The organism is Clostridiales bacterium, assembly GCA_015243575.1.
GTDB classification, from domain to species: Bacteria; Bacillota; Clostridia; order Peptostreptococcales; family Anaerovoracaceae; genus Anoxybacterium; species Anoxybacterium hadale.
The window spans coordinates 4,515,031-4,541,579 of sequence record CP042469.1 but is presented as its reverse complement, the minus strand read 5'-3'; the positions used below and the strand labels follow the sequence as shown (position 1 = coordinate 4,541,579).

Annotated in this window: 22 protein-coding genes; 5 read left to right on the top strand and 17 right to left on the bottom strand. The window is 44.5% G+C overall.

The window, feature by feature from the left end:
• Nucleotides 1-49: 49 nt before the first annotated feature.
• The 5 genes from FRZ06_19895 to FRZ06_19875 all read right to left on the bottom strand — a co-directional run bounded on the left by FRZ06_19895 (nucleotide 50) and on the right by FRZ06_19875 (nucleotide 5,730).
• Entirely contained in the window at nucleotides 50-838 is a 789-nt protein-coding gene (locus FRZ06_19895; GenBank protein QOX65458.1) for a 5-deoxy-glucuronate isomerase, read from the bottom strand.
• A 205-nt stretch (nucleotides 839-1,043) separates the two neighbouring features.
• On the bottom strand, nucleotides 1,044-2,075 hold the full coding sequence (locus FRZ06_19890; GenBank protein QOX66024.1) for a transaldolase: 1,032 nt from the start codon (nucleotides 2,073-2,075) through the stop codon (nucleotides 1,044-1,046).
• 54 nt (nucleotides 2,076-2,129) lie between these two features.
• A complete protein-coding gene (locus FRZ06_19885; GenBank protein ID QOX65457.1) occupies nucleotides 2,130-3,155 on the bottom strand; it encodes an ABC transporter permease in 1,026 nt (341 codons plus the stop codon).
• Nucleotides 3,156-3,178: 23 nt separating this feature from the next.
• The gene (locus FRZ06_19880; GenBank protein ID QOX65456.1) at nucleotides 3,179-4,696 is read right to left on the bottom strand and encodes a sugar ABC transporter ATP-binding protein; all 1,518 of its coding nucleotides are present in this window, start codon (nucleotides 4,694-4,696) and stop codon (nucleotides 3,179-3,181) included.
• A gap of 80 nt (nucleotides 4,697-4,776) precedes the next feature.
• On the bottom strand, nucleotides 4,777-5,730 hold the full coding sequence (locus FRZ06_19875) for a sugar ABC transporter substrate-binding protein (protein ID QOX65455.1): 954 nt from the start codon (nucleotides 5,728-5,730) through the stop codon (nucleotides 4,777-4,779).
• A gap of 405 nt (nucleotides 5,731-6,135) precedes the next feature.
• On the opposite strand from FRZ06_19875, the gene FRZ06_19870 reads away from it, so the two are divergent.
• From FRZ06_19870 to FRZ06_19850, 5 genes are all read left to right on the top strand, one after another.
• Complete coding sequence (locus FRZ06_19870) at nucleotides 6,136-7,254, top strand: creatininase family protein (GenBank protein ID QOX65454.1); 1,119 nt, start codon at nucleotides 6,136-6,138, stop codon at nucleotides 7,252-7,254.
• Between the two features lie 37 nt (nucleotides 7,255-7,291).
• Nucleotides 7,292-8,353 (top strand): zinc-binding dehydrogenase, encoded by a 1,062-nt coding sequence (locus FRZ06_19865; GenBank protein ID QOX65453.1) that lies wholly within the window; start codon nucleotides 7,292-7,294, stop codon nucleotides 8,351-8,353.
• A 34-nt stretch (nucleotides 8,354-8,387) separates the two neighbouring features.
• The gene (locus FRZ06_19860; GenBank protein QOX65452.1) at nucleotides 8,388-9,860 is read left to right on the top strand and encodes a hypothetical protein; all 1,473 of its coding nucleotides are present in this window, start codon (nucleotides 8,388-8,390) and stop codon (nucleotides 9,858-9,860) included.
• A gap of 52 nt (nucleotides 9,861-9,912) precedes the next feature.
• Nucleotides 9,913-10,794, top strand: coding sequence for a sugar phosphate isomerase/epimerase (locus FRZ06_19855; protein ID QOX65451.1), 882 nt, complete (start codon nucleotides 9,913-9,915; stop codon nucleotides 10,792-10,794).
• A 75-nt stretch (nucleotides 10,795-10,869) separates the two neighbouring features.
• A complete protein-coding gene (locus FRZ06_19850; protein QOX65450.1) occupies nucleotides 10,870-11,889 on the top strand; it encodes an inositol 2-dehydrogenase in 1,020 nt (339 codons plus the stop codon).
• A 56-nt stretch (nucleotides 11,890-11,945) separates the two neighbouring features.
• Here FRZ06_19850 and FRZ06_19845 read toward each other — a convergent pair whose 3' ends face one another.
• From FRZ06_19845 to FRZ06_19790, 12 genes are all read right to left on the bottom strand, one after another.
• Nucleotides 11,946-13,622 (bottom strand): M20/M25/M40 family metallo-hydrolase, encoded by a 1,677-nt coding sequence (locus FRZ06_19845; protein QOX65449.1) that lies wholly within the window; start codon nucleotides 13,620-13,622, stop codon nucleotides 11,946-11,948.
• A 90-nt stretch (nucleotides 13,623-13,712) separates the two neighbouring features.
• Nucleotides 13,713-14,597, bottom strand: a complete 885-nt coding sequence (locus FRZ06_19840) for an amidinotransferase (GenBank protein ID QOX65448.1) — start codon at nucleotides 14,595-14,597, stop codon at nucleotides 13,713-13,715.
• A 20-nt stretch (nucleotides 14,598-14,617) separates the two neighbouring features.
• Nucleotides 14,618-16,090, bottom strand: coding sequence for an amino acid permease (locus FRZ06_19835; protein ID QOX65447.1), 1,473 nt, complete (start codon nucleotides 16,088-16,090; stop codon nucleotides 14,618-14,620).
• A 20-nt stretch (nucleotides 16,091-16,110) separates the two neighbouring features.
• Nucleotides 16,111-16,881, bottom strand: a complete 771-nt coding sequence (locus FRZ06_19830) for a N(G),N(G)-dimethylarginine dimethylaminohydrolase (protein ID QOX65446.1) — start codon at nucleotides 16,879-16,881, stop codon at nucleotides 16,111-16,113.
• A 289-nt stretch (nucleotides 16,882-17,170) separates the two neighbouring features.
• Complete coding sequence (locus FRZ06_19825) at nucleotides 17,171-17,818, bottom strand: GntR family transcriptional regulator (protein QOX65445.1); 648 nt, start codon at nucleotides 17,816-17,818, stop codon at nucleotides 17,171-17,173.
• Nucleotides 17,819-17,913: 95 nt separating this feature from the next.
• On the bottom strand, nucleotides 17,914-18,969 hold the full coding sequence (locus FRZ06_19820; GenBank protein QOX65444.1) for a LacI family transcriptional regulator: 1,056 nt from the start codon (nucleotides 18,967-18,969) through the stop codon (nucleotides 17,914-17,916).
• Between the two features lie 173 nt (nucleotides 18,970-19,142).
• Nucleotides 19,143-20,162, bottom strand: coding sequence for an inositol 2-dehydrogenase (gene iolG / locus FRZ06_19815; protein ID QOX65443.1), 1,020 nt, complete (start codon nucleotides 20,160-20,162; stop codon nucleotides 19,143-19,145).
• 48 nt (nucleotides 20,163-20,210) lie between these two features.
• Nucleotides 20,211-21,107, bottom strand: a complete 897-nt coding sequence (gene iolE / locus FRZ06_19810) for a myo-inosose-2 dehydratase (GenBank protein QOX65442.1) — start codon at nucleotides 21,105-21,107, stop codon at nucleotides 20,211-20,213.
• Between the two features lie 356 nt (nucleotides 21,108-21,463).
• Nucleotides 21,464-23,329, bottom strand: a complete 1,866-nt coding sequence (iolD, locus tag FRZ06_19805) for a 3D-(3,5/4)-trihydroxycyclohexane-1,2-dione acylhydrolase (decyclizing) (protein ID QOX65441.1) — start codon at nucleotides 23,327-23,329, stop codon at nucleotides 21,464-21,466.
• 146 nt (nucleotides 23,330-23,475) lie between these two features.
• Nucleotides 23,476-24,507 (bottom strand): LacI family transcriptional regulator, encoded by a 1,032-nt coding sequence (locus FRZ06_19800; GenBank protein ID QOX65440.1) that lies wholly within the window; start codon nucleotides 24,505-24,507, stop codon nucleotides 23,476-23,478.
• 397 nt (nucleotides 24,508-24,904) lie between these two features.
• Nucleotides 24,905-25,738, bottom strand: a complete 834-nt coding sequence (locus FRZ06_19795; protein ID QOX65439.1) for a DUF4367 domain-containing protein — start codon at nucleotides 25,736-25,738, stop codon at nucleotides 24,905-24,907.
• On the bottom strand, nucleotides 25,731-26,312 hold the full coding sequence (locus FRZ06_19790; protein ID QOX65438.1) for a sigma-70 family RNA polymerase sigma factor: 582 nt from the start codon (nucleotides 26,310-26,312) through the stop codon (nucleotides 25,731-25,733). Before FRZ06_19790 ends, FRZ06_19795 begins: the two co-directional genes overlap by 8 nt.
• Between the last annotated feature and the right edge of the window lie 237 nt (nucleotides 26,313-26,549).

Here is a 26,549-nt window from a genome sequence, read left to right as displayed (position 1 = left end):
ACGCCTCCTTTGCATCTGAATGCAACCGGAGGCGCTTGATTTCCAAAGTCTATTTATTCGGCCAGATCTTCGCGTCGGCTTCAAGAAGCCAATTGTATCTAGGATCGTTGTCTCTGGATACCCATGGATTGTTCTCAAGGTGACGGATCATCCAGGTATAGTACATAGCAAAGCCGGGCGCTGCAACCTGCGGATGGGTCGGTCCTCCTGGAATAAAGAACGCACTGTTATCCATAATTTTAAAGGCTTCGTCTCCAAGGAACGCTGCACCAAAACCTTCTGGTCTGTCAAAGCGATAGTAATAGACCTCAGGCTGATCATGGCCGTGGGGAATATAGCTAGACCATCTGCCAGGGTAGTTGATCAGTTCACCTAGGACCATATTGGAATAGGGAGCATTGCTGTAATTAAAGACGTCTCTTACAGCTCTGCGAGCCGTATTTTCCCAGACCCCATCTCCAAAGAATCCGGTCCCGATATCCTCTTGGGTATAAAGCTTTGAAGCAAAACTCTTTTCATTTGTGGTCTTCTGTATTAAAATCTCTACGTTATCCTTTGCTGTTACCGTGATTTCTACGCCCTTTGCTACATGGAGCACAACCGGGTTTTCATCAAAGAGGGAACGTCTCACTGCATCCGCACTGTTTCCTTCCCAATTCAGGGTAATTTCTCCGTCTAACAGCAGAACTGCAGTTTCTTTTTCCGATTCCAAAATGGTCAGGGTTTCTCCCGCATCCATCTTCTGAATCCCGATATCCATCAGCATGTCGGTATGGTTATCTTCCATATTGCAGATCTCATTGTAACCCTTTTTCATATCACCGTATACTGTTACCATATCTTGTCTCCTTTCAGAGGCACGAATTGCTCTCGGCCCCTTATTTTCAGAATAAGCGGCGGCCTCTCATTGCCAAAATGGCTCCGGGCGCACTCATTTATTCCTTAATTCGGAAATAAGGAGAGGGGTTTCGCCCTCTCCTTGATGTTGTTTTATAAATTTGTAACCCTTAAGGCTTCCGGCTAAAACCGTACACCTGGTCAGATTAATATTTGATCATAAATGCTCTGATGATCTTAACAAGATCGTCATATCCGCCTGCGAACTGAGTCAGTGTCTTAACAACCGGTCCGAAGGTATCAAAGTCTTCTACGCTCATCTCATCATAAGCCTTGATGAAGTCAGGAAGCTTTCTCAGCTCCTTGATGTAGTAAGGATCTACTTCCTTATCCATGCGAGCTTCAATTTCAAAATCAGAGCCATTGAATGGTACCTGATTCTTGTAGGGGATCGTCATAAGCATGTCGCCGCCGATGAACTCCAGCCACTGCAGCGGTGTTCTGTATGCTGCGGACAGCATCTTTGTCTTGTAGCCTCTTTCGTTGTATACCTTGTATGCTTTCTTTACGCAAGCAATTCCAGCATAGAAGAATGCACATGGATCAACACAGATATCTTTCTTATCCGCTACTTCTCTCAGCCAGTCGTCAAGACGTCCAACCATGATGGTGCAAACAGGATTGATCTCGGAGTTGTCAAGGCCTTCCGCCTCTCTTCTTGCAAGTCCTCTTTCTACGGCTTCGCCTACTGCGATAGCCTGAGTTGCGGAGAAGGATACTGTCGCATTGATGCTGACACCCTGGTAAGTCATTTCTTCAAATGCCTTGATACCAGCTGCTGTTGTAGGTGCCTTAACCTGCATGTTGGGAGCAAGGGTGTTGAAGTAGACTGCCTGCTCTACAAGCTTTTCTGCATTGTTGAAATACTTTGTATTAGTCTGAATAGAAAGTCTTCCGGTTCCTGTTTTAGGATCGAACATAGGCTCAAGCAGCTTTGCACCGTCAATCGCCATTTTCTCGATCACGATCCAAGCAATTTCATCCTCAGATTTGGTCGGATTGTCTTTGACCAGCTGAGCGATGTAATCACGGTAGCTGTCCAGTTCTTTTTCCAGTACGCCCTTTACGATGACCGGGTTGGTCGTAGCGCCTACAGCGCCCCTCTCGATGGCATAGGTCAGTTCCTTAATTGAACAGGAATCATTCCAGTACTTCGTCATCGGAAATTTTTGCGTCATTTCCAAAAGTTTACTCATTTTTTTCCTCCTTGTTCGAATGTCGGGGAAGCTTTTCTACTTCTTTTTGGCATTCTTTCTCATATCAAATATTACAGCGACAATAATGATGCAGCCTTCGATAATCTGCTGCCAATAAGCGTCAATTCCGAGTAAGGTGAGTCCGTTTCTCAGTACACCGAGTACCAGTGCACCGACAACAGCTCCCCAGATGGTTCCGATACCGCCGTAATGGCTTGTTCCGCCGATTGTGGTCGCTGCGATTGCAGTGAGCTCATAACCAGTAGCTGCACCTGGATGTACGCTTCCTACACGTCCTGCGAAAACCAAAGCGGCTACTGCAGAACATAGACCTGCGAATCCATAGATCAGAACCAGATTCTTCTTGACATTAACACCTGATATTTCGGCCGCTTTAATATTACCGCCGATAGCGTATACGTTTTTACCAAAGCTGGTGTATCCCAAGAGAACCCAAGTAATAGCAATCATGATAAGATACACGATTACAGGTACCGGGAAGTCCCCTACCTTACCACCGATTTTCATGATGCCAGGTACAAACTGGCTGACTGGCTTACCGCCTGTGTAAATCAGCGCAGCACCTCTTGCGATGGTCATCATACCAAGGGTTGCGATAAAGGCCGGGATGCCAGTAAAGGCAATCAATCCTCCGTTGATCGCACCCAGCAGGCAACCGATGGCTAACGCTGCAAGAATCGGTACGATAAAGGGCAGCTGGGGAAGATTTGCATAATAGTGTGTGGTAGCAGTGCTGACCTGCGCAAGGCTCGCGGCAACAACGCCGGAGAAGGCAAGAACAGATCCTACTGAAAGGTCAATTCCCTTTGATGTAATAACTAACGTCATACCCAGAGCCATGATACCGAAGATCGAGCTTTGAGTCATTACGTTGAAAAGATTCGTTGGTGATAAGAATTTTGGCTGTGCAATTGAAATAACTATGATCAGGAAAAGCAGAACCAGAATAATTCCATATTTGCCCAAAAGAGCTTTGGCAGTTGCTTTATGGTCATTTGCGATCCCGGATTTCTCCATTAACTTTTTTGAATCAGACGTCATTGACTAATCCTCCTTGTATTTGGTTATGCCGTACGTTCGGCCTGCTGGCCCGTAGCATATCTCATGATTTCTTCCTGTGTTAGTTCACTGTTGTTTTCTACAATACCGGTAACCTTACCTTCATGCATGATTACGATTCGGTCGCTCATTCCCATTACCTCAGGCAGTTCGGAGGAAACCATGATGATGGATTTTCCCTGTCCTGCAAGTCTGGTAATCAGCCTGTGGATTTCGGATTTGGCACCGACGTCGATTCCCCTTGTGGGCTCATCCAGGAAAAGGATCTCAGGATCGGTTAAAAGCCATCTGGCCACCAGCACTTTCTGCTGGTTTCCTCCGCTGAGATTTTCTATTTTCTGATAAATACTCGGTGTTTTAATACTGATGGCGCTGACATATTCATTAGTGTCTGCAATCGCCTGTTTATGATCTAATAGTCCATTCTTTTTAACATATTTGCTTAAGTGTGCGATGATCGTATTTTGCAATACGGTCAGCATTGGGAAAATTCCCGTCTGTCTTCTGTCTTCTGTCAAAAGTGCCATTTTGTTTTCCTTGGCATCTCTTGGAGTCTTGATGTTCACTTCTGTTCCATCAATGATGATCTGTCCGCTGGTCTTTCCTCTAATCCCGAAGATCGTTTCGATTACCTCAGTTCTTCCTGCGCCGACCAGACCTGCAATTCCCAGAATTTCTCCCTTTCGTACGTTGAAAGATACATCCTGAAATTTCTTGCCGTAAGAAAGGTTCTTAACTTCCATTTTTACGTCACCGATTTCACAGATCTCTTTTGGAAACATTTCATCAACTTCACGGCCAACCATCATTTTGATCAACTGAGAAACGTCAATGTCCTTCGTATTGCCGGTACCAATGAATTCCCCGTCACGATAGACAGTGATCTTATCTGTAATTGTATAAATTTCGTCCAATTTATGTGAAATATAAATTATCGATTTTCCACTTTCTCTAAGCCTTCTCATGATTGAAAACAGCTGATCGATTTCCTTATTGGTTAACGCAGAAGTCGGTTCGTCCATAATTATAAGCTTTGCCTTATAAGACAATGCTTTTGCGATTTCGATCATCTGCATCTGTGCAACTGTCAAGTTTACCATTAGAGTCTTCGGGTCTTCGTTAAAATCAATTTCTTTTAAAACTTCTTTACTCATTTCATACATTTTTTTGTGGTCAATGAGACCCAGTTTGTTTTTGGGTTCTCTTCCCAGCCAGATATTTTCCATGATGGAACGATGCTCTACAGGGCTCAATTCCTGGTGAATCATCGCAATACCCATTTTCAGAGCTTCAGCCGTGGTGTAATTCTCAATCAGGTTTCCTTCAAAATATATCTGCCCGGATGTAGGTGGATGAATCCCGATCAAGCTTTTCATGAGGGTGGATTTTCCTGCGCCGTTTTCCCCCATCAAGGCATGAATTTCACCGTATTTGACATTGAGCTGAACTCCCTTTAGTGCTTTTACACCAGGAAAGGTCTTCACAATGTCTTTCATGACCAGGATGTCTTTTTCCATTTCCATTGCCTTCACCTCTTAATTAAATTGTGGGAGAAAGGCATAAAAACCCCTCTCCCACATCTCGTTGATCCTCGTTTATGTAGTTACTGGAAATCAGCAACGTTGTCAGGGGTAACCAGAACGAAGTCAATCCAAGTAACTGCTTCAGGAGCTGCATCAGTAGCTGCCTTAACGGCTACATCAACACCACCTGCGCCCTGTCCTTCAGCATCCTGAAGTACAGTAGCATCCAATTTACCTTCTGCTACTAAATTAACAGCATCAGGAATAGCATCTACACCAACGACGATAACATCATCTCTTCCAGCAGCTTCAAGAGCCTGAAGAGCACCGATAGCCATACCGTCATTGTTAGCAAGAATCGCATTCAGATCATTGCCATAAGCAGTGAGCCAGTTTTCGGTAATGGACATACCTTTGTCATACTGCCATTCGCCGGACTCTTTTGCAAGGATCTTGACATCAGGATACTGAGCAAGAACTTCTTCGTTTCCTTCAGTTCTCTTTACAGCACCTTCATTGCTCAGGATTCCCATCAGGATTCCAACTCCGCCTTTTGTTCCCATTTTGTCAACAAGGAACTGACCCTGGAGCTGACCAGCAACGATTTCCTGTGAACCTACATAGTATACGCCTTCCGGTGGGTTGTCTGTTCCGAAGGGGTTTCTGTTAACGTATACCAGTGGAATTCCTGCAGCTGTAACAGCGTCAGTGATCGGACCCATAGCTGCGGTATCAACCGGAACTACCATGATCGCATCATAACCCTGCTGGATCATTGTGTTAACCTGATCCTGCTGTTTTACTACGTCTTCCTGCGCATCCTGAACGTCGAGTTTATATCCGAGTTCCTGAGCTTTTGCGGTAGCCGCATCAACAACGTAAGTCTGGAATGTGTCATTCAGATTGCAGGATGCAAATCCGATTGTTTTTGTTCCGCCATCAGCAGGAGTCTCTTTGTCAGCTCCGCCGCCGCATGCGGTGAACATTCCAAGGGCGAGTACGAGTACCAGCAAAATTGCAAGTATCTTTTTCATTTTTTTTCCTCCTCAATTCTAAACGATTGATTGAATAATCCTTTATATTAACAGCTCAAACTGCTAATAACAGAGAAGTACCTCAGGCGTTTTACGAAAACGCTTGCTAAGGTTGATACTACCATCTTATAGGTGATTTGTCAATAGTAAAAAAATACGCATACTAATTAATATCATTGTTCTACCATGACATTTCTTTCACAATTCTTATTTTGTATCTTTTTCTTTTTTTCATGCATTTTTTATTTTTTTCTGTTGACAATTTTAATGATTGATAATATAATCTGGGTAAATAGAAAAACGTTTTTCAGCTCAAAATGAGAATACGTTTTCTGCCATTTCCATTGCCAAATGATTCAATTACAAAGTTAAGTTAACACATCGAGAATAACGGAGGAAAACAACATGGTACCTGAAAAAAAATGGTTATTTACTGAAGACCCAAACATCATGTTTGAGGGTGACAATGCAGTCGGTCAAATGAAGAAACAGATCTGGGATGCTTCTGAAGAAGAGATCGATGCAATCCTTGAGGAGTATGGAATCCCATCCCCTTCCGAGCTTGGCGTAGCTGGAACTTATATTCAGAATACCCCCCGGGCAACACAGATTGAGAAAAGAAGAAAAAATGACATCGTATTCGTGCCAATCGGATGTACAGAAAACCATGGCATGCACGCCAACACTGGTCTTGATACCTTTATGTGTACTCAGATTCTTGAAGGCGTAAGAAGATTTACTGCTAAGCAGGGACATGAAGTGAACCTTGCATTCACACCACTGAACTACGGCGGCCATCCTTATCATCATATCGGGATGCCCGGAACAGTAATCATGCCGGAGGAAGTTGTTAAAGAATCCTTAATTTACTGCATGCTCGGACTGTGGAACGATGGCTACAGAAAGATCATCTTTGTGAATAACCACGGACATCTGTGGATGCTGGAATCAGCAATACACGAGTTCTGCAAAAGATATCAGCTTCCAGGTATCTTCAGAGTCATCGAGTGGCACAGAGCGGTCAGAGAATTCTTCTATCCCACAAACCGCAAGAACAGCCTTGAGACCAACTTCATCCACGCTGATGAAGCAGAAACTGCAGTTGCTCTGCTGATGTTTAAGGAAATGATTGACATGAACGTTGTACAGGATGCAGACGGAAAAGCGCTTCTGCCTGACGGTCATATGGACAAATCCGTAGATCCTTACAGAAGACCCTGCAGATGGTCTGAAGGAGAAGGCCACGCAGCGATTGAAAGAGCTGCCACTCCTGAAGGTATCGTAGGCAAGCCTTCTCAGGCTACAGCAGACAAGGCGAAAAGACCGATTGCTGCAATCCTGAAATACCTGACACTGCTTCATGACGAAATTCTCGAAGCATACCCTGCTGGAACCGTTCCGCCGGTAGATCAGATCACTCTGCGTAAGCCGGAAGATATGGAGCCATTCCTGAGAGAGCCTCTCAGCGAAGGTTGGAAATCCGTAGACGAGCTTCCAAGAATCGGAATCTTCGAAAGACTCTAGAAAATCCAAATATATTATATATAAAGGAGATAACAAAATGAAATCCAAGACTGCTTTTCTGCATAAGCCACACGATCTTCGAATCGAAGAAGTTGAACTTGCTCCTCTGAAACCCAATCAGGTCCTGATTCAGGTAGGTGCCTGCGGCATTTGCGGCTCCGACGTAGAATGTTTTGAAGGGAAATCCGCTGAAGGACGATATGACATTGCTCCTTATACTCCCGGACACGAATGGGGAGGAAAAATTGTTGAGGTTGGTTCCGGTGTATCCACACTGAAGGCTGGCATGAAGGTTACAGGTGACTGTGTTATGGCCTGCGGCGTATGTCAGAACTGCAAAGATGGTTTGATGCCCTCTGCGTGTCTGAATATGAGAGAAATCGGCTTTCGTCCTGACTCTCCCGGAGGAATGGGCGAGTACATGATCGTAGAAGAACAGTATGTCCACCAGATTCCAGACGACTGGTCCTATGCCATGGGCGCTTGGGTTGAAACCTTCTCCATCGGCTATTTCGGGCTTTGGGGCAACGGCGGTTACATCGATGCTTCTGATACAGCAGTAATCTTCGGAGTAGGACCTGTAGGTATTTCTGCGACTATGGCTGCAAAAACATCCGGAGCAACGGTAATCGTAGTAGATCCTATTCCTTCCAGAAGAGAACTGGCTTTGAAATATGGAGCTGACCATGTTGTTGATCCTACAGCCGGCAATTTAAAAGAGCAGATCGACAAGCTCACAAACGGCAGCGGTCCTTCTGTTATTGCAGAAGCATCCGGCAACGATACTGCGATTGCATCCATCTTTGACATTGCAGGCCATAGCTGCAGAATTCATCTCATCGGACACTCCATCGGCAGAAAGGTTCCAGTAGAATTGGGCTGGACCATCTGGAAAACCTTGAAGATCAACGGTTCCGGAGGTACAAAAGACTTTGGTCAGAGAACCATCCGTTTCATGAGCGCCATCAAGGACAAGTATGATTTTGATGCTTTGAATACCCACTATTTCAGCTTTGATAAGCTGCACGAAGCAATGGACACCGCAATCAATGAGAAGGATACTGCGTTCAAAGTAATGCTCCAGTTCCCCATTGACTAATCGAAACAAGTTTCAGGGAGGTGAAGACCCGGCCATGATATCAGAATATAAAGAGACCATAAGCAGCTTTTTCTCAGTCGACCCGGAAAGCATCATAGCGTATCCTGCTTCTTACAAGCAAATTGAAGGAGACCAAATCATCCTGTGTAAAATTGCCGGTGAGAAAAAGCTTCTGGCATTGGGGAACGGACTGTTCTCCTCCCGCCTTCATGGCGAACCCCTGCCGCCTTCATTAAAAATTTGCCCCCTCAGCCATGAGAACAGGTTGGTGTTGAATCAATTCCTGCCATATACCAGGCCTTCTGCGTTCGGTCGCAAGATTGCAACCTTTGGTCTGGGGGATCGTCTTGGAATAGCAACACCCGGTCATATCCGCTGCTTTGAGCGAAGCTCAGCAAGACCTGTTTTGGCTCAGCAAAGCAAACGAGAACTGGATTTGACAGGAAGAACTTATGCGCAGGTTCTTGATGATGTAAGTTTCGCTGTCTTTCAGGAAGGTTATCAAGGCGGCTTCGGCGCTGACGGAGATCATCTGAAACAAACAGATGACATCAAAGAAGCCCTGGACTGCGGCTATACCATGATTACGCTGGACTGCTCCGAAAAAATCGGAAAAGGAATTGAAGCGATGACATCTCAACAGCTGGAGCAAGCTTTCGCAAACCTCCCCGCTGATTACAGGCAGAGAGTTGGAGATACCTACCTGAACAGGGAATTTCTCATCGGTCTGGAAGAATATCGTTTCAATAGAGAAGAACTGATCCGCTGCGTGCTGATCTATGGGCTTGCAATTGAATTTGTCAAAGAGGTTTTCTTCGACTATATTCAGAAAGCAGATCATGCTGTGGATTTCGAACTTTCCATTGACGAGACAGAAGCAGTCACTACAGCCCAAGGCCATCTTTTCGTAGCCATGGAGCTGGATCATCTAAAAATTGAGGTCACAAGCCTCGCACCCAGGTTTATAGGAGAATTTCAAAAAGGCATCGATTATATCGGGAACTTTTCGGAGTTCGAACAACAGCTGAAGGAACATGCTGCCATCGCCGATCATTTTGGCTATAAGCTTAGCATTCATTCCGGCAGCGATAAATTCAGTGTTTTCCCGTTGATCGGATTATATACTGCGGGAAGACTTCATTTAAAGACTTCAGGAACAAACTGGCTCGAGGCGATTGGTGTGATTGCAGAAAAAAACCCAAAACTATATCGCAGCATCCATCAAAAAGCTCTTGACCATTTTGAACAAGCCAGAGCATTTTATCATGTTTCCGCCGATCCATCGAAAGCAGCAGAGCTCAGTTCCATCGGCGATGAAGCTTTGGCCGATTACCTGACAGACGTCAACAGCAGGCAGCTGCTCCATATCACCTATGGTTTTATCCTTGGTGATTCCCGGTTAAAAGATGAGCTGTACCGCACTCTTTCCCAAAACGAAGAACGGTACTACGGCAGGCTTATCACCCATATCGGTCGGCATCTTCAGCTTGTTGGCCTGAAAGATTAGGTTCGGGAAGCGCAGATCCATCTGCGCTTCCACAAGTAGACTTGTCCTGTAATTGATGTATTGCAGGGCAAGTTTCCGCGTTATGAGAGGAAATATTATGAGTAAGAAGAATGGCCTTCCCGATCAGTTCAAGCTTGCTGCTACGCTTTCTGCAGAGCTTAACCCTTCCTCGCCTGTGATTATGGCAGGGGAGCCAGCAGGAAGAATCGCGCTAGCCTCCAGATTAGGATATGATTCCCTTGAGCTTCATTGGTCAGATCCGTCACGAATTCCTCTGGATCAGATAGCAGTTGCCTGCAGTGATCATCAGATGGATATTTCCGCCTTTGCAACAGGAAGGGCCTACGTGCAGGAAGGACTCTCCCTGACCCATGAGGATGAAAATAACCGGGCGGCAGCCATAGCAAGGCTAAAGTCTTTTGTAGATGCAGCATCACCCTATCACGCAACCGTCATCATTGGCTGCATCCGCGGAAATCTCGCTTCGGAAGCCTCCCGCTCCCGTTCATTGGAGCTTTTGGCCAATTCCACACGCATGGTGGCAGAATATGCCGATGAAAAGGGTGTGGGAATTGTTTTCGAAGCCATTAACCGATATGAGAATAATTATCTGAACACCGCAGAAGAAACTGCCTCATTCATCCGAAACTTTCAGCTTCCCAATACGAAAATTCTGCTGGATACGTTCCATATGAATATAGAGGATAAAGATATGGCGAAAGCTGTCCTTGACTGCGGCAATTTATTGGGCTATATTCATATAGCGGACAGTAACAGGCGCTACACCGGCGAAGGACACATTCAAATGAAGGAGATCGTCGAAGCATTGATAAAGGTCGGTTACAACGGCGTACTAAGCGCAGAATGTCTGCCCCTTCCCGACTCCGACACCGCACTTGCAGGCTGGATTGAGGGGATTAAAAAGGCTTTTTAGAAAAGTCACTATTTATGGAGATGCGTCTTAAAAATCAGCGTGTCCCGAGAAAAGCAAACCATACGGAGGTAAAAAATGGAGAAAGTAAAATTAGGTATCGTAGGTCTTGGAAGATTAGGTCGCGAACATGCGGCTAACATTAATTATAACATTATTAATGCTGAGCTGGCTGCCGTCTGCAGTGCAGTTCCAGAAGAAGTGGAATCTGTAATGAAGGAAATGAATCCGGGCTATGGCACCACAGATTACATGGAAATGTTCAATGATAAGAATCTGGACGGTATCGTAATCGCTTCCAACTCAGCCTTCCACTGCAAGATGATCTGTGATGCAGCAAACGCAGGTGTCAAGAACATCTATTGTGAAAAGCCTTTGGGCATGACATTGGAGGAAATTGATCTGATTAAGGAAACTGTCGAAAAGAATAACATGAACATTTTCCAGATCGGTTACAACAGAAGATTTGACCAGGCTTTGATGTCTATGAAGGAAAAGATCGATGCTGGTTTCATCGGCAAACCAATCCTGATTAAACTGGTAAACAGAGATCCTGAGTGGAACAGAGAAGCGCTGCTGAAATTCAGCCCTACAAGCGGCGGACTGGTATTTGACATGCTGACCCATGATTATGACGTAGCAAGATGGCTTATCGGTTCCGATGCCGAAACGCTCTACGGAATTGGTGGTGCTTATGGATATGAAGGACTTGCTGAACTCAACGATATTGACAACTGCATCATCTCCATCGGATTTGAAAACGGCGTCATGGGTTATATGGAAACTTCCAGAAATGCCACTTACGGATATCATGTAGAATACGAAGTATTCGGTACAGAAGGCTCCCTGAGACTGGGAACGACACCGAATAAAGACAGAGTCGTATCCATGAACCGCAATGGTGTTACCACAGAATGCGTAAAATCCTTCTTTGAATTCTGGCTTCCAACCTTTGAAGCAGAGCTTCAGGACTTCGTAGACTGCATCCAAAACGGCAAACAGCCAAAAGCTGGCCTTGAAGATGCTTACAAAGCTGTTCAGTGGGCATTCGCTGCAAAAGAAGCAGTAGACAAGAGAACCGTCGTCAGCATGAAATAAAGACGAACAATACAAAAGCTCAGTGCTTGCCGCAAACAAGCCACTGAGCTTTTTAATTATTTCTCTTGTTCCAAAATAAACCGGATCGCATGGTCGAGCAGCGCAGGCGTTTGAATATATAGATCGGGTTTGTAAACTCGTTCCGTAAGCTTGTGAAAATCCTTTCCCCACGGTCCTATATTGACACAGGGCATAGAAAGCGCTTCTATCTTTTCTAGCGGTATGGAGTAGGCGTCGCCATAAAGGGGCATATCCCTCTTAAGCTCCGATTGAACTCCTCTGCTGTCCTTCAGAGATAGATAGCTTAGGTCTGAGATCCCCGTATAATAAGATTCCTTCTCGTATTCCACCGAAAAGTTCTCCAAGCTGAATTCACGAATCCGGTCAGCCACCATGACCTGGCTCTGAGTCAGATCCTTCAGTAAAAAGTTTGATACATTGGGATAGTAAGGCGGCACAAAACCTAATACAACTCTCGGAGAGAGATCACTGATAAAATGAAATACGAATTCTGTCAGGAGAAAGGTTCCTTCTATGAAATCCAGTTCCCCTTCCTTGATCCGTTTCTCAATGGATTTCCGTTCGTCAGTATATGCCTTGCGAAAGTTCTCCCCCCCATGTTCTTCTGCTTCATCCAAAAGCTCTGCATAGGTCATCACCAACGATTTCCATGGAAGTTTTTCTGTTGTTCGTCCCGTCCGTCTGCAGAATTCTGTATAACTGCTGTTCATCCGATCGATCACCGTCTCAAAGGACTTTTCAGCAGACGAGCGTAGTAATTTCAGGACATTCCTCGGGTCTGAATCCAGTGTTAGAATACTGATGCAGCCTCCCGCGCTGAGAGGCATGGATACATCGTAGTTTTCCTTTCTGTCTCGCAGGTTCAGCCAGGTGGGCGGCGGGGCTGCTTCCCCGTTGATCCAATCAGAAAACAAAGGTGACAGTTCTGTTTCTGCTACAATTTCAGAGAGCAAATGTACTGGGTTGAATCCCTCAAAAACCTTCCCAACATGAGATAAAAATCCTCGTACCGAAACAAAAGAAAGAATTTTCCCCACAGAACCTTCCGAAATCAGACCCCGCCCATCTATTCTTCTCTGATGAGGCTCCGAATTAAAACCATATACATAATGTAGTCCGTGTTTTTCCTTGAGTTCATCCAGCAGATCCACCGCTGCTCGCATGCCGGCAGACAGTTTCTCTTCATCCGGCAGGGACAGCAGCAGGATATTCCCCTCAAGCTCCTTGATTTCTGAGTATCGTTTCAGCAGAGCAAGCTGTATTGCACCTCCGGCTTTCATGTCTGCGCTCCCCCGTCCGAACAAATAGTCCCCCGAGGAAAGATCTGCTCTTGCCTCCGGATTCAGCTCTTCTTTGATGCTTTCCAATGCTTCTGCAAGAGCATCAGGTTGAAATGCAAACTCTCTCAAATTTTTAAAATCTTCTATACCAACAACATCATAATGATGAATCAGCACAACGGTGGAAGCCCCCCTCCCTTTGATCAATGCCCAGCATACGGCCCTATGAAGCGGGTCTTCCTCAACCGCATAGCTGCCGAATAGCTCCCTATTTTCCTGAAAATAGGGTATATCGGACAAGTAACTTGTTAAGAACGCCTCGCAATCCTTTTCGCCTGCTGTATCTGTCTCACTGTTTACCGCAATCAATCTCCTTAATACCAAGTCGATTTCCGTATCAATTCCAGTCAAATCTGTTGTGCCGATCATCATCTATCGTTTTCGCTCCGTTCTTTTTTTTATTCTTATTTATTGATTCCTTTTTATTCTTTCTTTTATGAGTCCCTTTATTCTCTAAGAAATCTATCCATTTGATTCCCGAAGAAGAGGACAAGTCAAGCAGGTTGGGCCTCCTGTTCCGAAGTAGGACAGATCCCTTCCCTGATATTCCAGCACCGCTGCGCCTGCTTCCAAAAGTGCCTCCTTCGTCTTAGGACTGCCTTGGAGAACCATGCACCTCCGACCACCAAGAGAGAGAACGTTTGATCCCAAAAGGTCATACTCCTCATCCGGTACTTCAATGAGTTTGATTCCTCTTTCCAGAAGCAATTCCCGAAAGAAGACAGGCATGTATTTAGAATACACTACTGCAAGGTCTCTGTCCACCATGCTGATGATGCTCATGAGATGGAGGCAGGCATCCGCTCCTTCTCCATGGGGCATGGGGACCGTTATGATTTCCTTAACCAGATCCGCAGTCAGATCCTGAAATTGACGAATTCCTTCTGCGTTGGTACGGTATCCCATTCCGATAGCCACCGTCTCTTCATCAATCCACACAACGTCTCCGCCCTCCATCTTTCCTGCTCCCCCAATGGTTCCCAGTGTGGGGATACCGATGGATTCGAGATATCTTCTGGTTGCAGCAGGCTCCCCCTGCCGCAGTTTCTTTCCCATCGGGAAGTAGATGGCACCATTTTTCGTCACCTTTACAGTATCATGGGTATAGATCGAGTCCATACCCGCTGATTCATCATAGGGTAAATACAACACCATCTCCGTATTCTGACGAAGAATTTCCTCAAACACAGCGAACTCTTGCTGTGCCTTCTGCAGATCAGGACACTCCAGATACCCATAAGCCTGGTATTCATCCTTCAGGTACTGTTGATTTCGAAATGCACGCTCAGGCTTTTTGATTAGTACTGTTTTCAATTCTCCAGTCATGGACTGGCATCCGTATTTCATTTCTGTTCCCTCCCGGCTGATTATTCTTTCCCTTCCCCTGCTGTTAAATCCATTTCCATAACAGGGATCAGCTTTGTCTTTTTAACCAATTTATGAATGAGATAAAGCGCTACAGCAATGGGAAGACCGATGTAAGCCACAAGAATTCCATACCAGTCAATTCCCGTTTCGGTTATGGCATAATAGCCCTGACCAGCAATTACCAGTCCGCAGATGATCAGCGCTGCAATGGTTCCATAGGGGTAGAGCTTCGCTTGATATTTTAGCTCTGCAAGATCCCTGCCTTGCGCCTTGAACGCCTTTCGAAAGCGTAGATGGCAGATGCAGATGCCGAACCATGTAATGAAGCCTGTCAAGCCAGTTGCATTATAGAGCCAGGTATATACTACGCTGTCCCCTGCAAAGGAGGAAAGAAAGCATAAACAGGAGATGGCTGCAGTGCCAAGAACAGCGTAGATCGGTACCCCTCTGCGGCTTACTTTACCAAATACCTTTGGCGCTTTCCCACTTTTAGCCATGGAGTATAGAAGTCGGCTTGCAATATATAAGGTAGAATTTCCGCAGGATAGCACAGATGTAAGAATGACCGCATTCATGAGAGACGCGGCAATGGCAAGACCCGCTCGCTCGAAGATAAGGGTAAAGGGGCTTACCGCAACGTTGTCGATGGAGCCACTGAGCAAATTGGGGTCTGTATATGGAAGAAGTGTCGCAACCACAAAGATTCCGCCAATATAAAAGATCATAATTCTCCAGAATACATGATTGATGGCCTTTGGTACCGTTTTATCCGGATCGACACATTCGCCTGCTGCCACCGCAGTTGCCTCCACACCGACAAAGGAAAATCCGGCAACCATGAGGATACTAAAAATCGCATACCCTCCGCCTACAAAGGGAGCCTCAGCTAAAGTCCAATTGTGAAATCCGGTTGCTTCTCCGTTAAAAATACCGCAGATCATCAAAATACCTACTATTAGGAAGATAATAATGGTTACGACCTTAATTCCTGCAAACCAGAATTCTGCCTCACCAAATACACTGGCAGAAAAAAGATTCAGTGCGATCAGAATGATCAGGCACAGCGCACTCCAAAGGGCAGAGCTGCTGCTTGGAAGCCAAAATTTTATTAGGATAGAGGCGGCTACCACCTCTACCGCAATGGTCATAGTGCTGCAGTACCAGTAATTCCAGCCCATGGTAAATCCAAAGGATGGATCTACATACTTGGTAGAATACGTTTCAAATGCACCAGGCACAGGAGTATAGGTGGCCATTTCCCCCAGTGCATTCATTACAAAAAATACTGCCATTCCAATGATTGCATAGGAAACCATTGCCCCACCAGGCCCTGCGGTGCTGATGGAAGCACCGGTTGCAACAAAGAGCCCTGTTCCGATAGCGCCTCCGATGGCAATCATATTCATATGACGTGCTCTGAGTTTTCGCTGCAGACGGAAGGACTTACTCTTATCATGCGTTACCTTTTCCATGAATCAAACCTCCCCTTCCTTTAAAACCGAAGAGACAGGCAGCTCAGACCGCCGTCCAGCTTCCGGTACTCTGAGGTATCAACAAGTATGGTCTGATATCCTGCCTTAAGAACAGCATCGTGAACTGCAGGATAACCTTTCGGCACAATAACGGTGCCGTTGACCCAGATACAGTTTGCTCCGTACGCCTCTTCCTCTGGTACGATAATTTTGTTAAAAGCAGCAAAATCCGACTTCGACACAAATTCTCCGCTGACAAGCATGTTGTTATTCTCTATGTAATTCACTCCTGTTTTTAAGTGCAGAACCTCATCAAGAGGCACTTCGGAACCAGTATAGCCGTATTTATTCAGGATTGCTATAAACTGCCCGATCCCTTCTTCATTGGTTCTTGCAGATCGTCCCACATAGAAATGATTTCCTACCATCATCACGTCTCCGCCCTCTAGCGTGCCGGGCGCCTTGATATATTCGATTTGTTCTTCCTTATAAAACTCCTTGATAACCGGAATCATAGCTATTGTCTCCTGCGTTCTCGAGGGCGCTCCCGGATTGGTAATAATCGCACATTTTTCCGTTAATACCGCAGGATCTTCTACAAAGCAAGAATCCGGAAATTCTTCCAAAGCAGGCAGAATGGTCACCTTCACTCCGCAGGAGCTCAGCGCTTCAATATACGCGTCGTGCTGCTTTAGCGCCAGTTCATAGTCAGGAGCCCCAAGCTCCGGTGCTGAGGTAATTCCCTGGATCATTGCTTTGCATGGCCTTCTTACAATAACATTCTGAAACATAGTACCTTCCTTTCTTTCACCTTCCAGTTTCGTCTTTTTCAAGATGCCTTACTGAAGGACACTGATTTCTATCACGTTCTATATCTCAGTGTCTCAAAGGCGTGTAGAACTGTAACTTATCATCCTCCATCAGACTAAATATATTATATATTTTATACTGTATATTTATTGCGAAGTCAAATGAATAGAAGGAAAAAGTGAAAATACTTGAAAGAATAAAAAAACGGCTCCACATTAAATGCGAGGCCGCCTATACAGAACGTACTTCCGAAACAAATATTTTATATGATTATAGTGTCTCCATGTATGCCTTATTAGGATTCCAGTGCACATCCCGAAGATAGCGCTCCAATCCCTGGGTATCCTTCTCCTTAGCTAGGCGAATCATCTCGCGATGCTCCTCATTGGTGGCAAACAGGATTTCCTTCATGTCAACCTGAGGCTCAGCCACATAAGTCCTTCTGAGGAATTTCTTCTTTAGCTGCTGCAGCAGATTGACGAGGCTTTTATTGGGACAAAGAGTCAAATAAACATTATGGAACTCCTCTTGAAGCTTATGATACATCACAAAATTTCCGGTTTCAATGGCAAGATCCATACTTGCAGCATAAAATTCCATGTCTTTTACTGCCTGTTCTGTGAGAAAAAGGCAAGCCAGAGAAACGGCCAATCCATCCATCACACCAATGATGAAATAAATTTCTTTTGCTTCCTCCTCTGATAGATGCTTGATAACGAAACCTTTTCGCGGCGAATTTTCTAAAAGTCCTTCAGAAGCAAGCTGAATCAATGCCTCCCTGACAGGGGTCCTGCTGATGTTCATCCGCTCTGATATGCTGTTTTCATTGATCTTTTCACCCGGCACAAGACTGCCGCCGCTGATCTGTTCGGCAATATAATTGTAAACATGATCCTTAAGCGTTAAGAATTCTTCCATAGGATTCCTCTTTTCAGATACAAAAGTTGAGCGCTGCCTAAATCAATCCGAATATTGTTTCTGGTCTTTACGATCCACAAAGATTGCTCACGGGTTTACCAACCGCGAAGGTTCCATGTTCCGTCTCCGTCTTTGCTCGTAGAGGTTCTCACCACCAGCTCAGATTCCAAGGTAATTACGGAACGGTTCTTATCAGGGTCCTTCATTCTCTCATTGAGAAGATACATCGCCTGATATCCCATATCATACTTAGGAAGATTGACACTTGAAAGAGATGGGGAGACCAGTGTGGAGGGAAAGTTGTTGTCAATACCGATTACTGCAACGTCTTCCGGAATCCGATATCCCTCATCCAGCAGTGCGCGAATGGCACCGATTCCCATTTGATCGTTCCCTGCGAAAACAGCAGAAAAAGACTTTCCTTTTGAGAGGAGCCGCATCATTGCATCGTACCCGCTGGCCGGGGAATAGTCCCCTTCTTCAATGAGCTCATCATCCACCAGAATGCCTTCCTTTGAAAGAGTTTCTTTGTATCCTTCAAGACGAAGGCTGCCGATCTGAAATCTCAGAGGTGCTGCAACATGCGCGATCTTGTTGTGACCAAGGGACAGAAGGTGTTTTACTGCGGTTTCTGCAGCCCTTTTGTTATCGATCACCACTGCATCAATGCCAGGATCAAGAACATTTTCGAGGGAAACAACAGGAATCCTCTTTTTTCGATTTCCACTGTCAAGAAGAGAGCGAATATATTTTCGATCTGATATGTTTTCTCCATTTGCATAGGAGGCAAGAATGATTCCATCGGACCAGGAATGCTGCAAAAACCTTACGTGTTGTTTTTCCAATTCAACATTGCCGTTGGTTTCAAAAACCAAAATAGTATATCCGAATTTTAAACCGGCTTCATGGATTCCTTGCAAAATAGCCGGAAAATATACTTGATTGAAAGAAGGGACAATAACTCCAACTTGATTCGTCTTATTGCTCTTCAGGCCTCTGCCAACGGGGTTGACTTCATACTGCAGCGATTCAATAGCTTCTGTCACGCGCGCTTTCAGTTCGGGACTGACGGGCTTCTTCTCATTCATTACATTGGAAACGGTGGAAATAGAAACGCCTGCTTTTTTTGCTACCTCTTTGATTCCTACCATACATGCCTCCAGACTATTCCCTTTAGGAAATGAAATATTCAGGGTTGCCTAAGGATACAGCTCTGTTTCCTCCGGCAACCCTAATATTACCATAAAATGTGAATTGTGACCAATGATTTCTTCCAAATCTATTTACATAAATTGAAACGTAGATCACGGTCTCCAATTTTTTACTATGCGTCGATTTCGCTCAGCTTAACCGGTCTTCCTTCTGCAACAGATTTTTTAGCTGCAAGTCCGAGTTTGATTGGCTGAAGTCCGTCGATTCCTGTTACAGGAGTTTCTGTATCATTGATAAGAGCGCTTGCAAACTGCTTCATTTCTTCTGCGAAGGAATCCATGTATCTTTCCAGGAAGAAGTATAAAGGCTTTTCACTGAATACGCCTTCTTCAGTGCTCCAAACAGCTGTGTTTGGATAATCGTTGGCGATTTCAGCCTTACCCTTGGAACCGAACGCTTCTACTCTCTGATCGTAGCCATAAGCTGCTTTTCTGGAGTTGTCGATTACGCAGATTGCTCCGCTCTTGAAACGAATCGTGATCAGAGCTGTGTCAACATCTCCTGCTTCACCGATGGCTGGATCTACCATGCAGGCAGCAGCTACATAAACTTCTTCTGCTTCGCTGCCGGTAAGGAATCTTGCCATATCAAAATCATGAATGGTCATGTCCATGAAAATTCCGCCGGATACCTTTACATATTCAATTGGCGGCGGTCCCGGATCTCTGGAAGTAATTTTCAGAATCTGAAGATCTCCGATTACTTTATTATCAATGAGTTCCTTTACTTTACGGAAATTGTGGTCAAATCTTCTGTTAAAACCGATCTGAAGCTTAACGCCTGCTTTTTTCGCAGCATCGATAACAGCTTCAACCTTTTCAATCGTTAGATCAACAGGTTTTTCACAGAATACGTGCTTACCTGCATTTGCAGCAGCAATGGCGATATCTGCATGTGTATCTGTGGAGGAGCATACCAGTACAGCATCGATTTCAGGATCTGCAAGCAGTTCCTTATAATCATTATAAACTTTCTTCACGCCTGTCTGAGCTGCCCATTCCTTAGCGGAATCAAGGAAAATGTCTGTAACAGCTGCAACTTCAACATCTGGAAGCTGGTTCATAATGCTCATTGTATGAACCTTTCCGATTCTGCCGGTACCAATAATACCAACCTTTAATTTCTTATCCATTTATTTCACCTCAAAAATTTTTTATCGATTAAGCAGTGCTTCCTTATATTAGCAACCGGATTTTTCTTCAATATATTTTCTTGCTTTTAAAGCATATTCAAGAGGATTTGCCTTAGCGGGATCCTGCTCAGCTTCTACGACCATCCAGCCTTCGAAGTTGCTCTCGTTAACAATCTTGAAAATTGGTTCAAAGTCGATCGCTCCGTCTCCGGGTACTGTGAAGGTACCAGCTCTAACGCCGTCCAGGAAGCTCTTCTTCTCTGCTCTGATCTGTTCTACAATTTCAGGTCTTACATCCTTAAGGTGGATGTGTGCTGTTCTGTCGATGTATTTCTTCAGCAGAGTCAGGCAGGCTTCATAATTTCCTTCTGAATAGTAAATATGACCGGAATCGTAAAGCAGGTAAACGTTATCCTGAACGCTTTCCATAAAGCGATCGATTTCTTCCATCGTCTGAACTCCGGTTCCCATATGATGATGGCAAGCCACCTTCATTCCTTTTTCTGCGGCCAGATCTGCCATCTTATTATAGCCTCTGACAACCTTTTCCCACTGTTCTTCCGTATATACCGGTTTTGCATCAAAGATCGGATCGCTCAGCCCCTGAATGCTGTTTCCAACTTCTGCAGCACCGATAACCTTAGCTCCCATTTCATAGAGGAAATCTCTATGTTCAACGAATTCCTTCAGAACTTCTTCTTCTGACTTAGTTGTAAAGCAAGCGCTGAACCATGCATTGCAGATTTCGATGTCACGCAGGGCAAGGGCCTTCTTCAGAACTGCTGTATCACGAGGATACTTGTTTCCTACTTCTGTTCCCTTGAAACCGGCCAGAGCCATTTCGCTTACACACTGCTCAAAGGTGTTTTCACTTCCTAAATCTGGCAGGTCATCGTTAGTCCAGCCGATTGGAGCAATTCCGATTCTGATTCTTTTCTTCTCCATACTCTTTTACCATCCTTTAGTGATTGTTCTCTTACTTATTAGCCTGTTGACTGCTGATTTATTCTTCGTGTTATTTTCTGATTTATAGGTTCACAAAAATCTCATGATCTTTGGCTAATAGCGGATACTACGTTTGATTTGTTTTTGGTTTTTACTTGGGCATGTCAGAAAACTGAGTTTTTAGACTCGCCCGGAGTCTTAGTATTGGAAATCTATCACCAGGCGGGCACCTTAACTTGTTTTTTCAAGCAAGGCCCTGCCATAGTTTTTTATTTAGTCTTTATGATATTTATTTTTTCATACATTTGCTGCATGAAAAGCTGCATTCCGCTAGTATATCCAGTACCAAATGCATCCTAGTACATTCTTGCCTTGGCAACGTGCTCCTGAATGTCTCTTGCTGCTGATTCAACAGAAGGATGGGCGGAAACCTGTGCGGTACCCACTCTCCACCAAGCATTGTATCCATCAGTCATAGTTCCGGGCAGTGTCTTAATATCTACGATACTGCTTACTTCGCTCTTCTTTAGCTTCGCGAAAGCTTCCGTGATTTCCTCTACAGTTTTTGCAGAGTAACCGTTTCCGCCGTAACCTCTTGCTACCATAGCATAATCCACAGCAAGATAGTCTCCAGTCAAACGATTCGTTTCTTTTTCTCTCTTTCTGTATTCGTTTCCGAAGCTTGGAATTCCCTGGCTTCTCTGGAGGTTGTGAATACATTGGAAGCCGTGGTTATCCAGAAGGATCACATTGATTTTAATCTGCTCCTGCAAACTGGTTAAAAACTCAGAATGGAGCATATTAAAGCTTCCATCACCAAGCAGTACATAAACCTCTCTGTCAGGCTCAGCCAGTTTCACACCTACTGCCGCAGCTACTTCGTAGCCCATGCAGGAGAAACCGTATTCCACATGGTACACGCCCTCGTCTCTGCATCTCCATACCCGCTGCACGTCACTCGGAAGACTTCCGGAAGCCGCGACAATGATGCCGTTGTTCTCTATAAGCTTCTCATTCAGTTCGCCTAGGATCCGGGATTGGGCCAAACCGTTTTCATTTTCAATGGCATATAGGCGGTCTACTTCCTGATCCCATTCCTGCCTTGCCTCAGTGATCTCATTGGTATAGGCACTCTGATAACCTTTTTCCTTGAGAACTTTGGAAAGCCCTTCAAGCGCAAGTTTCACATCAGCGATTACCGGCAGTGAATTCATTTTATATGCATCAAAGCTGTTGAGATTGATGGTCAGCATGGATACGTCGTCATTCTGATACAGCCATTTGGAACAGGTGCAAAAGTCGTTGAGCTTCGTTCCAATGCCGATGATCAGATCTGCTTCCTGAGCAAGTTGATTTGCTGCAGAAGCACCAGTCAATCCGGCTCCGCCCATATTCATCGGATGTTCAAAAAGTACAGCTCCTTTTCCGGCTTGTGTCTCTCCGAAAGGAATCTTGAAGGTTTCCGTGAAAGCAGCCAGTTCTTTTGCTGCATCGGAATATTTTACTCCGCCGCCGCAGATGATGAATGGCTTTTTCTTGGATGCGATCAGTGCAGCAGCCTTCTCCAAAATAACGGGATCAATGTCCCTTCTCTGTATGTAATGAACTCTTTTTTCAAAGAATTCCACAGGATAATCAAAGGCTTCTCCCTGGACATCCTGGGGTAAGCAAAGAGTTACAGCTCCCGTGTCAGCGGGATCGGTCAGAACACGCATTGCATTAATGGCAGCCGTCATCAGCTGCTCCGGCCTTGCAATTCTGTCCCAGTACTTGCTTACCGCTTTGAATGCGTCGTTTGCGGTTACATTATAATCATAGGTCTGCTCAATTTGCTGCAGAACCGGGTCTGGCTGTCTGCTGGCATAGGCATCAGATGGCAGGAATAACACGGGAATTCGATTGGCTGTTGCAGTTCCTGCAGCGGTTACCATATTCAGCGCGCCGGGACCAATGGAACTTGTGACTGCCATGATCTGTCGTCTGTTCTTCTGCTTTGCAAAGCCCATGGCAATATGAGCCATGCCCTGTTCATTCTTTCCTTGAATGAATTTAAGGCCATGATCACCGGATTCCAGAGCTTCCCCCAATCCTACTACCATACCGTGCCCGAAAATACCCAGTACTCCCTGAACAAATTTAATTTCTTCACCGTCAAAGCTTATGTACTGGTTGTCAAGAAATTTGAGCAAAGCTTGGGCCATCGTCATTTTTTTTGTTACCATTTCTTCACCTCATCAATCTATTACGAGTTGCTGCGATCCGTTTCTCTGTTTCAACACTTGGTTGAGGTGCTAACAGCACTTGGTTGCAGCTGCTTTTAACACTTGGCTGCAGCCTGGTCTTAAGGCTTGGCTGCAGTGAATCCAGGCTATTTCATCCTGGTGGTCTTCCTGATCTTAAGTTCGGGATTCAAGATAATTTTCTTTGTCGGTTTTTTCTCTTCTTTATTATGTATCTCTTCAAGCAGGGTCGCAAAGAGCATCTTTCCGAGCTCATACTTAGGCTGATGTACAGTAGTCAGTCTGATCTGAGGAAGTCCGGCATAGGAAATATTATCAAAACCGACAACCCCAACCTCATCGGGGATGCTAATCCCAGTTTCATCACAATACTGAAGTGCACCCAGGGCAATCAAATCATTCATCCCAAAGATTGCATCGATGGGCAGACCCTTTTCAAACAACTGTTTTGCCGCTGCTCTGCCGCCCTCAATAGAGAAGCTTCCTTCTATTACGAGATCCTTATTTAAGGACAGACCGTATTCCTCAAGAGCCTTTTTGGCACCTCTCAGTCGCCGCTTGCAAGCAGAATCATCCTCTCGACCTGAAATGAATCCCAATTTTCGATATCCGCATTCCAGGAGATGTTTTGTCGCAAGATAGCCACCAAATTCATTATCCACCTCTACGGAATCAAATTTTTGATTTCTGTCATATCGTTCAATAATCATGAGTGGTGACTTGATATTTTCATATTCATTATAATCCCCAACGGATTTCAGTATAATGCCGTCAACTCTCTTCTGTATCAGCGTATTGAAATATTCTTTCTCCCGCTTTACACTCCAGCCCGAAACACATAGGAATATGTTATATTCGTTTTCACTGGAAGCATCGGTGATACCCGCTACGATTTCTCCGAAAAAAGGATTGTTGATATCCGGTACGATAACTCCTACGGTCTTTGAAATTTTATTCACCAGGCCTCTGGCCAGATCATTAGGCTGGTATCCCATTTTCTCTGCCATCTCTAGAATTTTATCCCGGGTTTCCTTGCTGACGCCTTCTTTTCCGTTCAAAGCTCTGGAAATGGAAGAGTAGGAAACACCCAGTTCTCTAGCAACATCTTTAATCGTAATACTAATTGGAATCATCTCCCTATCTCTTATTAAATTCATCATAGCAAACGTTTGTTAAATATGCAATGTTTTTCTCAAAAATAACGCACCGGAAAAATAGTCAAGATTGGAAATGATATGCATTTTTCGTTGTTTGCATTTTGCATCCAACCGGATAAAATTCAGGAACCGTTGAAATTTAAGCATTTACTGTCTCGAATCAACAATTGACCACTCTTAAGGATTTTCATGCTCCGGCTTTTCTGCCATTCGCAAAACTCGCAAACCCATCGACAAGAAACCCTCACCTTTTACCTTAAGTTTTGCTGTTTTATCCATCAAAAACATCATACGACAGTAAAAACCCCACGATAACGTTTGTTGTGGGCGCGAGAAAAGAAAAACCTCCCGAAGCCGATTCATTCCTCAGCTCGGAAGGTCTCTTTCAGTTTGATGGGTTTTACTGGGTCTGCTCAACCCGTGCTGGCCCGGCAGTTTCACGACCATTTTCTAAAACCACCGGCGGAGCTTTATCGTATGATACTGCCTCTCGTGTCATATTTCCAATTATTTGTTCAAGGGTTCTGGAATCAAAGTCTTTTTCGCCCGTATAATATATCTCGTAATTCATGTTATCCTGTCCCCATAATATGATCCCATTCGCAAAATACACTTTTTGTTTGGCAATCGTTTCTTCCTTCACATCACCGGCGGTGTCAATTCCGTTTTTTCCTTGGGAGATCAGAAGGGAAAAGAATGTCCCTTCTTCATCATTTGTATATTGCAACTCAACTGCGCTGCTACCATGCTGGATAGCTGTCGTGTAAGAAAAGCCCTCCGGCAGCCAGGTCGGTACAGCAAAGTCAATCCCCATATCGTTTCTTGCTGATTCGATCGATGTATATTTTTCCTCACTTTTCTGGTCGCTGCTTTCCGTTCCGTCACCCGCTGGGTTTTCCGGAATTTTATCATACTGAGTAATCTCAATATTCCCCGCCTGGAAATAGGCTACTATGTTATGGACGATATCCTGCCCATACGCTGTCGCCGAGAATCCTCCAAGCAGACAAACAAATACCGCAGCCGCAATTGCAGCAGATTTTCTTTTATTGTTTTTACTTGTTATCATATATTTCTTATCCCCTTTTGTAAAATCATTTTTTTCAGGTGCTGCTTCAATGATAAATTTCATTCGGTCATGTGTTCGCTCCATGAGATGTCTATCACTAAAGTCCGCTTCGACCAGCAGACGGTCTACTTCTTGGAATTCATCCATATTATATTTCTTAGTCACGCTTATACCCTCCCAAATCCAGATGTTTTTGAAGCTTTTTTAAACTCCTATAGAGAACAACTCCAACATTGGAATCACTGATATCAAGTAACGCTGCGATTTCCGAGTTCTTTAAACCTGCCGCATACTTCATGGCCACTATATTCCGCTCCTTTTCGCTCAGTTTCCTTATCGCGGCCAGCAGTTTTTCATTTGTGTCTTGCTTAATCATTTTTTCATCAGGCGTAGAATTCGGTGAAATCATATCAAATATGCTGTCCAGAGGAAGCAGGTATCGGCTTTTGCTGGAACGATGATAGTCCGTTACAATATTTCTCGCTATGGCAAACAGCCATACCTCTAAAGAGGACTTCTCCGGCAAAAAGGTGTGATATTTATAAATAACCCTTTCAAATACCTGGCTGCAAAGATCTTCCGCCATATTCCGATCATCGATTCTATAACATATATATTTATATACGCGTTTATAATACAGATCGAAAATCTCATCAAATTCCTTGCTGGTCAGATTGTCCGCTGATTTGGATGTTTTTTCTAGTCTTAAAAGCGTGGTGTCAGTTTGGGAGATCTCCATTCGTCCCTCCTTTCTTATAACCAGATTCCCTGCGCAGTTCATCTTTCTGTTACACTAGTAAATACGAAAAAAAGATCAATCCATTAACAAAAAAATGGGGATCTTTTTATAAAGTTAATTTTATAGATTAATAAAAGGCTCAGTTTAGCCAAATTCGATAATAAGGAATCGGTTTAGCTTTTACCAATTTTCATTTGTAATTCGGATCTGATCGCATAACAAAAAATAAAAAAGGAC